Source organism: Methanofastidiosum sp. (assembly GCA_020854815.1).
In the GTDB taxonomy this organism is placed as follows: Archaea; Methanobacteriota_B; Thermococci; order Methanofastidiosales; family Methanofastidiosaceae; genus Methanofastidiosum.
On sequence record JAHKLW010000020.1, the window covers coordinates 14,905 to 27,384 of the forward strand.

The 12,480-nt window shown below is 35.5% G+C and carries 15 protein-coding genes and 1 tRNA gene; 12 read left to right on the forward strand and 4 right to left on the reverse strand.

Annotation, left to right across the window (positions count from 1 at the left end; translation table 11 throughout):
- Nucleotides 1–241: 241 nt before the first annotated feature.
- The gene (locus KO464_02100) at nucleotides 242–1,045 is read right to left on the reverse strand and encodes an energy-coupling factor ABC transporter ATP-binding protein (GenBank protein MCC7572165.1); all 804 of its coding nucleotides are present in this window, start codon (nucleotides 1,043–1,045) and stop codon (nucleotides 242–244) included.
- Nucleotides 1,042–1,872, reverse strand: a complete 831-nt coding sequence (locus KO464_02105) for an ATP-binding cassette domain-containing protein (protein ID MCC7572166.1) — start codon at nucleotides 1,870–1,872, stop codon at nucleotides 1,042–1,044. The genes KO464_02100 and KO464_02105 overlap by 4 nt, the downstream gene beginning before the upstream one ends.
- 60 nt (nucleotides 1,873–1,932) lie before the next feature.
- On the opposite strand from KO464_02105, the gene KO464_02110 reads away from it, so the two are divergent.
- The 6 genes from KO464_02110 to KO464_02135 all read left to right on the forward strand — a co-directional run bounded on the left by KO464_02110 (nucleotide 1,933) and on the right by KO464_02135 (nucleotide 5,772).
- Nucleotides 1,933–2,832 (forward strand): carbohydrate kinase family protein, encoded by a 900-nt coding sequence (locus KO464_02110; GenBank protein MCC7572167.1) that lies wholly within the window; start codon nucleotides 1,933–1,935, stop codon nucleotides 2,830–2,832.
- Nucleotides 2,825–3,784: a ribose 1,5-bisphosphate isomerase gene (locus KO464_02115; protein MCC7572168.1), complete on the forward strand. Its 960-nt coding sequence runs from the start codon at nucleotides 2,825–2,827 to the stop codon at nucleotides 3,782–3,784. Before KO464_02110 ends, KO464_02115 begins: the two co-directional genes overlap by 8 nt.
- Before the next feature lie 33 nt (nucleotides 3,785–3,817).
- A tRNA-Thr gene (locus KO464_02120) sits at nucleotides 3,818–3,892 on the forward strand.
- A 261-nt stretch (nucleotides 3,893–4,153) separates the two neighbouring features.
- Nucleotides 4,154–4,543 carry a transcriptional repressor gene (locus KO464_02125; protein MCC7572169.1) on the forward strand — a complete coding sequence of 130 codons (390 nt, stop codon included), beginning with the start codon at nucleotides 4,154–4,156 and terminating at the stop codon, nucleotides 4,541–4,543.
- A 309-nt stretch (nucleotides 4,544–4,852) separates the two neighbouring features.
- Nucleotides 4,853–5,281 (forward strand): hypothetical protein, encoded by a 429-nt coding sequence (locus KO464_02130; GenBank protein MCC7572170.1) that lies wholly within the window; start codon nucleotides 4,853–4,855, stop codon nucleotides 5,279–5,281.
- A 17-nt stretch (nucleotides 5,282–5,298) separates the two neighbouring features.
- On the forward strand, nucleotides 5,299–5,772 hold the full coding sequence (locus tag KO464_02135; protein ID MCC7572171.1) for a tetratricopeptide repeat protein: 474 nt from the start codon (nucleotides 5,299–5,301) through the stop codon (nucleotides 5,770–5,772).
- Here the strand turns inward: KO464_02135 and KO464_02140 are convergent, their stop codons facing one another.
- Entirely contained in the window at nucleotides 5,773–6,027 is a 255-nt protein-coding gene (locus KO464_02140) for a SemiSWEET transporter (GenBank protein ID MCC7572172.1), read from the reverse strand.
- Between the two features lie 196 nt (nucleotides 6,028–6,223).
- On the opposite strand from KO464_02140, the gene guaA reads away from it, so the two are divergent.
- From guaA to KO464_02170, 6 genes are all read left to right on the forward strand, one after another.
- Complete coding sequence (gene guaA, locus KO464_02145) at nucleotides 6,224–7,771, forward strand: glutamine-hydrolyzing GMP synthase (GenBank protein MCC7572173.1); 1,548 nt, start codon at nucleotides 6,224–6,226, stop codon at nucleotides 7,769–7,771.
- A 9-nt stretch (nucleotides 7,772–7,780) separates the two neighbouring features.
- Entirely contained in the window at nucleotides 7,781–8,671 is an 891-nt protein-coding gene (locus KO464_02150) for an MBL fold metallo-hydrolase (protein MCC7572174.1), read from the forward strand.
- Between the two features lie 36 nt (nucleotides 8,672–8,707).
- Nucleotides 8,708–9,691, forward strand: coding sequence for a hypothetical protein (locus tag KO464_02155; protein ID MCC7572175.1), 984 nt, complete (start codon nucleotides 8,708–8,710; stop codon nucleotides 9,689–9,691).
- A gap of 10 nt (nucleotides 9,692–9,701) precedes the next feature.
- A complete protein-coding gene (locus KO464_02160) occupies nucleotides 9,702–9,857 on the forward strand; it encodes a DUF1610 domain-containing protein (GenBank protein ID MCC7572176.1) in 156 nt (51 codons plus the stop codon).
- 39 nt (nucleotides 9,858–9,896) lie between these two features.
- Nucleotides 9,897–10,145: an elongation factor 1-beta gene (locus KO464_02165; GenBank protein MCC7572177.1), complete on the forward strand. Its 249-nt coding sequence runs from the start codon at nucleotides 9,897–9,899 to the stop codon at nucleotides 10,143–10,145.
- 82 nt (nucleotides 10,146–10,227) lie between these two features.
- Nucleotides 10,228–10,662 carry an OsmC family protein gene (locus KO464_02170; GenBank protein MCC7572178.1) on the forward strand — a complete coding sequence of 145 codons (435 nt, stop codon included), beginning with the start codon at nucleotides 10,228–10,230 and terminating at the stop codon, nucleotides 10,660–10,662.
- On the opposite strand, the gene KO464_02175 is transcribed toward KO464_02170, so the two are convergent.
- Nucleotides 10,657–12,246: a GTP-binding protein gene (locus KO464_02175; GenBank protein MCC7572179.1), complete on the reverse strand. Its 1,590-nt coding sequence runs from the start codon at nucleotides 12,244–12,246 to the stop codon at nucleotides 10,657–10,659. The two genes, KO464_02170 and KO464_02175, sit on opposite strands and share 6 nt — an antisense overlap.
- Nucleotides 12,247–12,480 lie beyond the last annotated feature (234 nt).

Genomic DNA, 12,480 nt, shown 5'->3' on the forward strand with positions numbered 1-12,480 from the left:
TGTTTAATAATGACTGTGGCTGAAACTGTGGCCAATATGGCACCTGCAGCAACATATCCAATAATTTTTCTCATACACTTCACCTCCAGTGCTATAAATATATTGGACATTATTGATTTATAAAGTTTTCGATAATAGTAATTATTTTTATAATTAATGTTAAATATATTTATAAAATAATAAATATTGATAACTAAAAATTGGAAATAAATATTATTTATTATCTAGAAATACATATATCTCAGAGAGTTTCAACAATTCTCTTGTATAGGGTGTCTACCTTAACTTCAGGTTTTAATCCAAGTATTTTAGAAAACTTCATGACCTGTGGAGGTTCAAGGCTTGCTCTTGCTAACAAGTTATCATCTGCAAATATCTGTTTGGGAGTTCCATCGCCAATGATCTGGCCGTTCTCCATAACAACTACTCTCTCAGACAGTTCCGATACAAGCCCCATGTCATGAGTTATCAATACAACAGTTACATTTTTCTTGTGGAGCTCTTTTACTATCTCTAAAATTCCCATAATTGAAAGTAAGTCAAGGCCTGTCGTAGGCTCATCCAAAACAAGGATCTGTGGATCCATTACAACAACAGATGCGAGGGCCAACCTCTGTTTTTCTCCACCAGAAAGTGATAATGGGTGAGTATCTCTGTACTTGGCAAGTCTAGTTATGCTTAAAACTTTATCAACTCTATCCACTATTTCATCTTCAGGCAGATTCAGATTTCTGGGGCCAAATGCTATTTCAGCAAATACAGTTTCCTCAAAGATCTGATTTTCAGGGTTCTGGAAAAGGTGGCCGACTTTTCTTGAGAGTTCTGCAATTGAAGAATTCTTAGCATTCTCCCCAAGAATAAAGACTTTGCCTTTATTAGGCCTTAAAAGGCCATTGAAATGTTTTGCCAAAGTTGTTTTACCACTTCCATTTTGGCCGACAAGAGAGAGAAATTCTCCTTTTTTTACAGATAAAGTAACTCCCTTTAGTATTTCCTTAGATTCTGGATAGGTAAAATGGACATCTTCAGTATCAATTGCATTCATATGAAAAGTTTCCTCCCTTCTTCAACTGTTAGTGCGATACTCTTTACATAACCTCCCTCTTTCAGAAGATATGTAAGATAACTAATGTCCGGGACCATTATCCCAAGTTCCCTTAAGATCGGGACCTTTTCAAAGACATCTCGTGGGGTGCCTTCCAATACTACCTTCCCCTTGTCCATTACAACTACTCTGTCGGATAGCTCTGCTATCGGCTCAGTTCTATGCTCCACTAGTACTATAGTCATACCTTCTTTTTCATGAAGCTCTTTTAGAACAGAAAATACTTCTCTTTTTCCAACAGGATCGAGTTGACTTGTGGGCTCATCGAGTACAAGAACATCTGGCTTCATTGTAAGGGAAGCTGCTATTGCTATCCTCTGTTTCTGCCCACCTGAAAGATTTCCCGGAAACTCGTCCCTTTTATCGGCCATATTGACAATAGACAGAGCCCAAGATATCCTCTCTTCAATTTCTTCCGGCGCAATGGCTAGATTTTCTGGCCCAAATGCTAGCTCTTCCTCGACAGTCATTGCGAAAAGCTGAGATTCGGGATTTTGAAGTATCATACCAACTCTTCTTGAAAATTCACTAACTTCTCGGTCCTTTGTATTAATACCGTCTATAATGACATCCCCTGAAAATTCGCCACTTATGGTCTTAGGTATTATGCCATTCAATGTGAGACAAAGTGTTGATTTACCACAGCCAGACGGGCCTATAATAGATACAAACTCACCTTTTTTTATGCTAAGATTTATTCCTTTTAGGACTTCTTCAGTTTGAGAATGATATTTGAAACGAAGATCCTTTATTTTAATCATTACAATAGTTTTTCCAACAATCTTTATAAACTTTACATCAATTGAATTTGGAGAGGGGATTATTCGTTGAAAGACTTATTGTGCATTGGAAATGTTAACTTAGATACTATCATGGGTGTTGAGTCATTTCCAGTTGTAAATGGCGAGTCAAAGATAGAGGGGCTTGAAATCAGATACGGAGGCTCTGCTTTCAATGTTTCAGTAAACAGCTCTATACTTGGTCTAAATTCTGGTGTCATGGCATCAGTTGGAAACGATAGCGATGGGATAATCGGTACTCTAAAAAATTTTAATGTTGACTACTCTAATCTTATTCTCCAAAACTCTCCTTCTGGCAGGATGTTTATCATAAACAAAGAAAACGACAGGATGTTCCTCTTCTATAAAGGTGCTAATGAGAAATTTGAAAAAAACATGATTAACTACCAAGTTTTCAAGGAGTATAGATTTGTTCACGTTTCACCTACAAAGATCGAAATAGCCGAACATTCTATAAAAATTGCAAAAGAGAATAGTAATGTTGTAAGTTTTGATCCGGGAGAGCAACTATGTTACTCCCATTCTGAAGAGGTATTAAAAATTATTAAAAATGTTGACTTTCTTTTTGTCAACAGGCATGAACTATCCGCACTTCTAGGTTCAAGCGATATAGAGGAAGGGGGGCAATACCTAAAGAAAAGAAGGGCTAAAAATGTCATAGTTAAAGCGGACAAAAACGGTGTTTACTATTTTGGGAAAAATTATATTCATGAAAAGGCATTTCCAACAAAGGTAATTGACCCGACTGGCGCGGGGGATACTTTTTCAGCAGCCTTCATTAGTAATTATATTGGGACTTCCGATATCAGAAGCTCATTAAGATTTGCAAACGCAGCAGCAAGTTTTTGTATCCAGAGCTATGGCGCAATATTAAAAGTTAAAAAAGAGGAAATCGAAACATTATACAGGAGCAGATTGTATGGATAAAAAAGTAATAAGTATTGCAGAAGATATTAAGGAAATGAAAATAAGAGGTGCTGCTAAAATAGGGAGAACTGTTGCAGAAGCTCTTAAGATGGAGGCAGAAAATTTCAAAGGAAACGATCCCGCGAAATTTGTCAGGGATATGAAGGAAACCGCTAGATATCTTCTTGCAACAAGACCAACTGCAGTTTCACTTGAAAATGCTCTTAGATATGTACTAGTTGAACTTAATAACGGATACAAAAATGGGGAGAGTGTCGAAACTCTGAGGAGTAAGTTATCAAAAGCATCCGATGAATTTTGTGAAAATTCAAATCTAGCTCTTGAAAGGATAGCTGAGATTGGATCAAAGCGTATAATGGATGGGGACGTGATTTTTACCCATTGCAATAGCTCAATGGCTCTTGGAATTATTAAGAAAGCACACAGGGATGGGAAGAAAATTAAAGTTTATGCCGATGAAACAAGGCCAAGACTACAAGGATTACTAACTGCAAAAGAATTATTAGATGAAGGTATTGATGTTACCTTAATTGTGGATTCTGCGGCAAGGATATTCATAAGAGAAGCTGATCATGTAATTATCGGTGCAGATGCTGTAGCGGCAAACGGTGCCGTTGTAAACAAAGTAGGGACTGCAACACTCGCCTCAATTGCACACGAAGCAAGAGTCAAAGTAATCGTTGCAGCAGAAACTTACAAATTTAATCCCCAGACTTACTGTGGCGAATTAATAGAAATTGAAGAGAGGGACATCTTCGAGGTAATATCCAAAGACGATTATAAAAGACTCAAAGGGCTAAAAGTTAATAATCCTGCATTTGATGTTACACCTCCAGAGTATATAGATTTGATAATAACTGAAAAAGGTTTAATAGCGCCCCAGGCAGCAATTTGGGTGTTGAAGGACACATATGGGCTGGGATTATTTGACAAGGAACCCTGGGAGGATTAAATTTATAAATTGTTACAGTTCTTTTTAGATTGCGCCTTGGTGGCTCAGCCTGGCTAGAGCGGCTGACTTGTAATCAGCAAGTCGGGGGTTCAAATCCCCCCCAGGGCTTCCGATTTTAATTATAATTTGCCCTAAAAATTTAGAAATAATAGTTTTGAATAATAGCTACAAAAATAGATTACCATAAACATATCTTTCGATATGGCCATATACTACATAAGTTTACAGATAGTATAACATATTAAATTGTGTACTCCATTTAGATTATTTGTAATTCATTCCATCGTTTTTTAAATTTATATTAATTTTCAATTTAGTCTTTATTTATTCATGATTAATATTAAATATAAATTAATACTAAATCTAATTATGGGAAAAAGTGAGGTCATTAAATATACAAATCAAAGAGTAGAAATCTTAAACTTTCTTCAAGGTAATCTAACACATCCCACAGTAGAGGATGTATACGAAGGCGTAAAGAAGAAACTAACAAGAATAAGTAAAGCCACAGTATACCAAAACTTAAAATTCCTGACAAGCAAGGGCCTAATCCAAGAAGTCAATATCAAAGGAGTTTCAAGATTTGAGCCAAACATAAATCCACATCACCACATCATATGCAAAAACTGTGGAGATATACTTGATTTCGAATCAAAAGAATTAACTGAGTTTTCTCTAGGATTGATCAAAAAAATGAAAGAATTTAAAGTTGAGTCTACCAATACTAATTTCTTTGGAATCTGCAAGAAATGTAAATAGAATAAATTCCTAGAGTTGAAATAATGGAAGCTATAGGCAATGTAGGATTTGCACTACTAATTTTTATCAGAAGCAATTCTGGCCTCTCTATTATCTTTTGTCGCAGGAATTATGGTTTATATCTCGATTGATGAGCTCCTGCCAATGGCACACCAGTATGGACACAGTCATACTGTGATACTGGGGGTAATTATAGGGATGATTCTTATGGCGTTTAGCATCATAATACTGTAAGGGGGGCTATCTTATTAAAACGAAACTACATATTATTTAAATATCCTAAACATAATAATCAACATAGGTGATATTATGCTAATAGTAGATGAATCTGTCCCTCTGACAAAGAAAAACATTGAAGTTATCTTGAACTATCTTCCTTATTTTGAAGATAATAATCAGAAGTTTTTTGATATAATCAGGCCAAAAAGAGATGGCGGAAATATTGTTGAGTATATTTATGTAACATATCCACCAAAATTTATGGAATTTTATAGAGAGCTTCATGAACAAGGATTTGTAACAAACTTTAACTGGCATGATTCTAACTCTGAATCAGAGGGTATAGATTACTATTACGGTCTTTTAGAAGATGCGGATCTCGTCACTTTGAGAAGACTTTTCTCAATGGTCGTAAGACATGACAAATACAATGAAGGATTTTTTGCAGATGTAATAGACAGTGGCCTTCTTTTGGCTATGCTTAACAGATTAAATCTATTAAATGAAGAAATAGAATGAATACTTAGGTAAACTATATGGAATATTTTCATTGTCCGAAATGTAAGACTAAGATAAAATCTAATACAAATTTCTGTTATAAATGTGGATTTGAGTTAAGAAAAATATCTGAATTAATTATGAAAGGGGATCTATTCTTTGCTCAAGATAAACATCCCGATGCAATTGACTGCTTCGATCAGATAATTAAAATTAACTCAAATAACGCACATGCATGGTATGGTAAGGGAAAGGTATTATTAACTCAAGCCAAAAATTCTGAAGATGTAGAATTCTGCGTCAAATGTCAGCTATGTCCTATTTTATCCGAAACATTTTACGAAGATGCAATTAAATGTTTTAACAAAGCTATTGAGATTAATCCTGAATTTAAAGAGGCTTGGTTAGAAAAAGGAGTTGCCCTAGATAGATTAGGTAAATCCTTAGAAGCGAAGAATTGTTTTAGTGTTGCAAAAGAGCTCAAAATGAATCAATTTTTATCAAATAAGTGACTAACCATAACGAATTTTTAGCATCAGTACACTAAATACTAAAACTAATGAAACTCCATTGGCAAGTATAATAGGGGCATTATTTATTAAAATCCCATACGAAAACCACAATAAGATTCCTGTGAAAAATATAATGTACATCAAAAGGGATATATCCTTTGTTTCTTTGAACTTCCATGTTTTCATTACTTGAGGAACAAATGACATGGTCGTCAGTGATCCAGCTAAAAGTCCTAAAATAGCAATTATTTCCACGAGCTTAAGAGGGTCCAATCTTCTTAAAAAACTTTAGATTCTATTCATAGACATTATAAAGCTCTAATATATTATTTTGGATAAAGTAGTATCTGAAGCGAAATGTAATTATAAGAAATCCATCGATTTCAATTCTTTTTTATTTTCATTTGTCCTTATTAGTTAATTTTATATCTTATTGTTTACATTTTTTATTATGAGTATAGGGGAAGAGGTAATCCTTGTAGTTGATTTTGGAAGTCAGTATGCACATCTAATCGCAAGAAGAGTAAGGGAGCTCAAAGTATACTCTGAAATAGTTTTTCCCGAGATTACAGTTTCTGAAATTGAAAAAATTTCGCCAAAGGGAATTATACTTTCTGGAGGGCCAAGAAGCGTTTATGAAAAGAATTCCCCCCTCCTAAGCGATGAAGTTTTTGATTATATTATTGATAATGAACTCCCTGTTTTAGGGATTTGTTATGGCCATCAGCTCATTGCATTTAAGATGGGTGGCAGAGTCAAAGGCGAAAAAAGAAAAGAATATGGAATCGCGACAGTAGACATATTGGATTCTGAAGGAATATTCAAAGATTTAGAAAAGAAAGAGATAGTTTGGATGAGTCATGGAGACCAAGTTTCCGAAATGCCTCCAAATTTCATTGTAACATCTAAAACTGACACCTCTCCAATAGCAGCTTTCAGAAATATTTCTAAAAAAATTTATGGGCTACAGTGGCATCCTGAAGTAGTCCACACAAAGAACGGGAAAAAGATCCTATCAAATTTTGTTTATAATGTTTGTAACTGCCGGGGTACATGGGACCTATCTGATTTTATTGATGAAACGGTTAAAAAAATTAAGAATAAGATAGAAGATGGCAAGGCCGTAATTGCTTTGAGCGGTGGTGTTGATTCTTCAGTTGCAGCTGCAATAACTGAAAAAGCAATTGGAAATAGACTTTATGCCGTTTTTGTCGACCATGGGCTATTAAGAAAAGGCGAGGCAGAAATAGTTTCAAAGGCTTTTTCTGGTCACGATATTAATTTTAAAAAGATTGATGCTAAAAACAGATTCTTTGAAAAACTTGAATTTGTTTCTGATCCTGAGAAAAAAAGAATGTTGATAGGTGAAGAGTTTATTAGAATATTTGAAGAAGAGGCAAAAAAGATAGGGGCTGACTTCCTCGTACAGGGAACTATTTACCCTGACGTAATTGAAAGTGGGAGATCTCAACATGCGGACACAATAAAATCCCACCATAATGTTGGGGGATTGCCTGAGTTAATTTCATTTAAGGAGATAATTGAGCCATTGAGAGATTTATACAAGGACGAAGTTAGAGAAGTTGGAAAAAAGCTTGAACTCCCAGATAAAATAATAGATCAATACCCTTTTCCAGGCCCAGGCCTTGCAGTCAGGATTACAGGCCCAGTTACCGAAGAGAGCATAAGAATCTGCAGAGATGCCTCAGCGATTGTTGAGGAAGAATTAGAAAGAGCTTCAATTGAGAACATCTGGCAAGCATTTGCAGTTACCCTAGAAGATAGGGTAGTTGGGGTTGTAGGGGATCAGAGAAAATTTGGTAGAATAGTTGGGCTTAGGATTGTCGAGTCCCAAGACGCAATGACGGCTAACTTTAAGAAACTTCCTTGGGATCTACTAGAAGATATATCTACAAGAATAACAAATGAAATCCCTGAAGTAGTCTCAGTTGCATACTTCATAAGCCACAAACCTCCACAAACAATAGAACCATGTTAGTTGATTTTTATGGTATTCCTTGAGATAAAGGACAACATAAAGTATATTTCTGTTGACACAAACATCGGCGTTATAAAATCCGATAGTTCTTGTATTCTAATTGATGCAGGCGGCCACAAAGAAGATGCTCAAGAGATCTTAAAATTATTGGAAGAAGAAAAAATTTATCCTAACTCAGCAATAATAACACACGGGCACTGGGATCATTTTTATGGACTTCATACAATTAAAGAAGTATTTCCAGAAATAAAAGTCTACGCCTCTTCAATTGAAAAAGCATTCATTGAAAATCCTTACATAGAATTTTATTCTTATTTTTCCTCAACATCGCCTCTGAAGGTATCGGACACGCCTTTAGATTTTAAAGGCTTAAAAGTCAATAAAACGATTGACAGGGGAATTGTGACAATCAATTGCGAAGATATGGAGATTATCCCCCTCTCTGGTCACTCACCTCTTGGAATAGGTATATTATACAAAGGAATATTATTTTCTGGCGATTGTCTGTATTCAGTTCCATCTTTGAATATGTTTAAAATGCCTTTTTATACGGACATAGAATCACAATTCAGAGATCTGGAAGTTCTTTCTAAATATAAAATTGAATACTGCCTACCTGCACATGGACTTCCTATAAGAGGGGTAAAAGAATTCAAGAATGCACTTATTGAAAACAGAAAAAAACTCGAGTCATTGGAAAGAATGATCTTAGACACACTGAAAGAGGGAAAAAGTGAGGATCAATTGAAAAAAGAGATAGCTGAAAAACTTTCGATAAAATATGACTTCACAAAGTATATTTATGTCACAATCACAGCAAAGGCTTTCCTTCACTACTTATATAATAATGGAAAAATTGACTTTGAAATTGAAGACGGCATATTATTATGGAAAAATTAACAGAAATCTTTTAAGCGAGAATAATAGTTGTTTCTTATGGACAAATGGGGAGCACTTACCATTTTTTTCTTATTATTCGTGTCAACACTAGGCTCCAGTATGGCGGAAGCATCTAATTATGATGTTATAGTCGTTAGAGGGGACATTTTAATTGATTATACAGTTGCCCAGGCATACTCCCAGAAAGAAAAAATTCCAATTCTTCTGACAGACCCGAAGACCCTTTCAGGATTCTCAAAAAGAGAGCTTATGGGGTTTTATTATGAAGGTGCAAGAAAAGTCCTTATTATCGGAGGAACGACTGATGCCATTTCAGAAGAAATTGAACTTGACCTATCCAGCATTGGTTACGAAGTGACAAGGATATGGGACTGGGACAGGGCAGGCACAGCAGCACGTATGGCCATCGATTTATGGAAGTCTTCACGGGAATCAGTAATTATTAATGGAAATATTGAAGAATCATACCTTATAGCTTCAAAGTTTGCAATGAAGAGAGGGATTCCAATTCTCATCACAAATGAAAACGAACTTCCTGCATCAACAATAGAAGCTCTGGAAAAAATAAACGCCAGAAAAGTCTATGTAGTTGGCCCGATGATTTCAGATAATGTTGTAAGGAATCTGACCTCGAAAGGTATAACAGTTGAAAGACTTGGAAAGGATATCAATATCTCAGATGTGATTGATCTTGAGGATGAGGGATTGAATCTCAAGATTGATTTAATTTCTATGCTGACTGGATTGTTTATAGGGGCTGTTGCACTATTAATTGTTTTCAGATTTAAAAAAGATGATTCTGTGCCTGTATTTGTCTTAACAGAGGATGAGAGAAAGCTAGTTCAGGCACTTAAGAATGGCGAAGATAAGCAGGAAAAGCTTCCCGAAGCTACTAATTTTTCCAGACCAAAGGTCACAAGGCTCGTGATGGACCTTGAATCAAAGGGCATTATCTTCAGGGAAAAGAAAGGAAAGACATATAAAATAAAGCTAGATAAACCCATCAAGGACACTCGATAGGAGGATTATCATGAAATGTACATCATGTAAGAGAGAGATTACTTCAAATGAGCAGGCTGTTCAGTTTCCCTGCCCTTCTTGTGATGAGATTGTAATAAGATGCGAAAGATGCAGAGTACTTGTAAATAAGTATCAGTGCAAATGCGGGGAGTTTGTTGGACCATAAGGTGTTTTGATGGCTGATTTTAATTTGAGTATTACGGCAATGATTATGCCAGATTCCCCTGATGTGGATATCGGGGTAATGAAAAAGGCTATTGAGGCTGCAGTACCTTCCAACATGAAGCTTCACAAAATTGAAGAAATTCCGATTGCATTTGGACTTGTATCTTTGAAGGTAATGTTGCTAGGCAAAGACCAGGCAGGCGGCACGGATGAACTTGAAAACAATTTGTCAAGCATCCAGAATGTTACCCAAGTTGAGGTAACTGATGTCAGAAGATTGGTCGGTTAATCTTTTATTTTAAATTTTTATTCTAACTTTTCTAAACCACAACTTTTATAATGAATAAATATTAAAAATAATTGGTGATTTAATGCCAGAAAATTTTTTTACATATGAGAATACAGTCACCTGGAAGAAGGAGAAGATTGGAGAAGTCACTTGGGAGGGAAAGCCCACAATAGAGATAGCAACACCACCTGAATTTAAAGGTCACGAAAATATAGTAACTCCCGAAGACCTGTTTGTAGCAGCAGAAAATGTATGTCTTTTTACAACATTTCTTTCAAGGGCAAAACTTGTCAATTGCAATTTTAAAAGCTATAAAACAGATGCAAAAGGATTTTTGGAAAAAACAGAAAACGGCTATGTTTTTACCAAGATACTGCTAAATGTCTACGTAACAGTCGCCTCAAAAGAAGATATCCCAAGAGCCGAGGAAGCAATAAAGCTTGCAAAGGAAAGATGCTTTATTGGGAATTCAATTAAAACTGAAGTAGAGATAAAGAGCTTTGTGGATATTTCATAATACTTTTTTTATTCCACCTATACCTTTTGATTTAGCTTCCCTGAAAATGAACTTATCGCCTTCGCCAAGATAATAACTATTATATTTAAATTTCATTTTTATTAAAGCTCGGTCCCCAGTGGACAAATATTCCTGATTGTAAATCTTTTCAAAAGTGACAGTCTCTGAAATAGTTTCAAGATGTATTATAGGCTCATACCCTTCCTTTATCCTTGTTGGATGGTTTAGTATGAAGACTTCAGCTAAGAACTCTCTCACAGATTTACTTTCCCCGTTTTCGTCTTTTATTACCATCCCTCTTCTTATGAGATCTGCATCAATGCCCTTAATGGCTATCCCAAGTATGTCGCCGACTTCACCCTTAGTTTGAACAAGGTGATGCTGTTTTATAGATTGACACGATACCTTTTCATATTTATCATTCATTGGCCCTAAAAGAAGCTCCTGTCCTTTTTTTACAATACCTTGCTTGACTCTTCCACTAACAACTGTCCCCGCACCTCTAACTTTGTAGACCTTATCTATGTACATCAAAAATGGTTTTTTGTAGAGCTCTTCATTTGTTTTTTCTGGAAGGTTTAAAAATAGCTCATTTAAAATATCAAGCCCTTCCAATGTAATTGAAGAAGCTTTTATTATTGGGATCAAAAATCTTTCAGAAACTTTATTAGAAATATTTTGTGCAGTTTCTTTGTCCTTAACATTTAGGGGAATTTTGCCTACTTTTCTTAAAAGTGCAGAGACATCGGATATGACTTGTTTTGCGTTTTCATAAGAAACTTTATCAATTTTTGTTATTACTATAATTAAGGGAATATCCATTGCGAGAGCAATCCCCAGATGCTCTTTTGTTATTGGAGTGACGCCATCATCTGAGGCAACTATCAAAAGCACATAGTCTACTCTTTGTCCAAGGATCCCACGGACAGTAGTCCTAAGCCATGGTGCATGACCGGGGCAATCAACAAACGAAACAATCTTAGTTGACCTGTCAATCAGATCGGCCACTTCTTTTTTATTAAGAGGATTTTTTAGGTATATTCTTTCTTCGCCTTTAAATCCAAATACAGCGTGTGTTATCTCAGCAGTCAATCCTCTTTCTATCTCGTGAGGGAGGAAATCAAGAAATATTCTAGTCTTTCCAATGCCATCATCTTCCATACCGGTAAGTAGAGTTCCAATGAGGGTTGACTTTCCATGGTCTACATGCCCAATAGTGCCTATTGTGATGTGCTCCTTAATACCTTTTTCAGAATTTAGTTCTTCAATTGTGACCCTTGCAAATAATCCGTTTTCCTTATATTTTTCTATGTCAACTATTCTAGCACCTATCCCTTCAGCAAGTCGTTTTATTACCTCCAAGGTCTTTTCATATTCTTCTTGGGATTGGCAAACTACTTCTCCAGAATCTGACACACCTATTATATAGTAGGCTCTCCCTCCGCCTGTTTTTAATCTATACTTCATCTGAGCGGATAACCTCTCTCTTCTATCCTTTAAGAGATGCTCATCACTCAAAGCTGATTTGAACTCTATATTCTTTCTTTCACCTTTTTCAAGGACTAAGTGTATGTTTTCCTTCATTCGAAAGTATTACCTGAAGATACCATAAAAAGTTAACTACTATTGAAAAGTGAAAATTGATAAGCAATATTCAGAATTATACATTTCTTTTATAGTGCATGGTTGAATAATTGTGGTTCAGTGGAAATGGGGGTATTTTTTTCGCCATATTTTTTCCTACACTTCAAATTTTTCTCATAATTCTTGCCTTCTTAGCAAGAATTTTTGACAGCGCTATAAAGGATAAACTTTAAC

Excerpts from the sequence above, each read along its gene's own strand:
- KO464_02100 (MCC7572165.1), bottom strand. The coding sequence starts at position 1,045 with ATGAATGCAATTGATACTGAAGATGTCCATTTTACCTATCCAGAATCT.
- KO464_02115 (MCC7572168.1), top strand. The coding sequence starts at position 2,825 with ATGGATAAAAAAGTAATAAGTATTGCAGAAGATATTAAGGAAATGAAA.
- KO464_02125 (MCC7572169.1), top strand. The coding sequence starts at position 4,154 with ATGGGAAAAAGTGAGGTCATTAAATATACAAATCAAAGAGTAGAAATC.
- KO464_02130 (MCC7572170.1), top strand. The coding sequence starts at position 4,853 with ATGCTAATAGTAGATGAATCTGTCCCTCTGACAAAGAAAAACATTGAA.
- KO464_02135 (MCC7572171.1), top strand. The coding sequence starts at position 5,299 with ATGGAATATTTTCATTGTCCGAAATGTAAGACTAAGATAAAATCTAAT.
- guaA (MCC7572173.1), top strand. The coding sequence starts at position 6,224 with ATGAGTATAGGGGAAGAGGTAATCCTTGTAGTTGATTTTGGAAGTCAG.
- KO464_02150 (MCC7572174.1), top strand. The coding sequence starts at position 7,781 with ATGGTATTCCTTGAGATAAAGGACAACATAAAGTATATTTCTGTTGAC.
- KO464_02155 (MCC7572175.1), top strand. The coding sequence starts at position 8,708 with ATGGACAAATGGGGAGCACTTACCATTTTTTTCTTATTATTCGTGTCA.
- KO464_02160 (MCC7572176.1), top strand. The coding sequence starts at position 9,702 with ATGAAATGTACATCATGTAAGAGAGAGATTACTTCAAATGAGCAGGCT.
- KO464_02165 (MCC7572177.1), top strand. The coding sequence starts at position 9,897 with ATGATTATGCCAGATTCCCCTGATGTGGATATCGGGGTAATGAAAAAG.
- KO464_02170 (MCC7572178.1), top strand. The coding sequence starts at position 10,228 with ATGCCAGAAAATTTTTTTACATATGAGAATACAGTCACCTGGAAGAAG.
- KO464_02175 (MCC7572179.1), bottom strand. The coding sequence starts at position 12,246 with ATGAAGGAAAACATACACTTAGTCCTTGAAAAAGGTGAAAGAAAGAAT.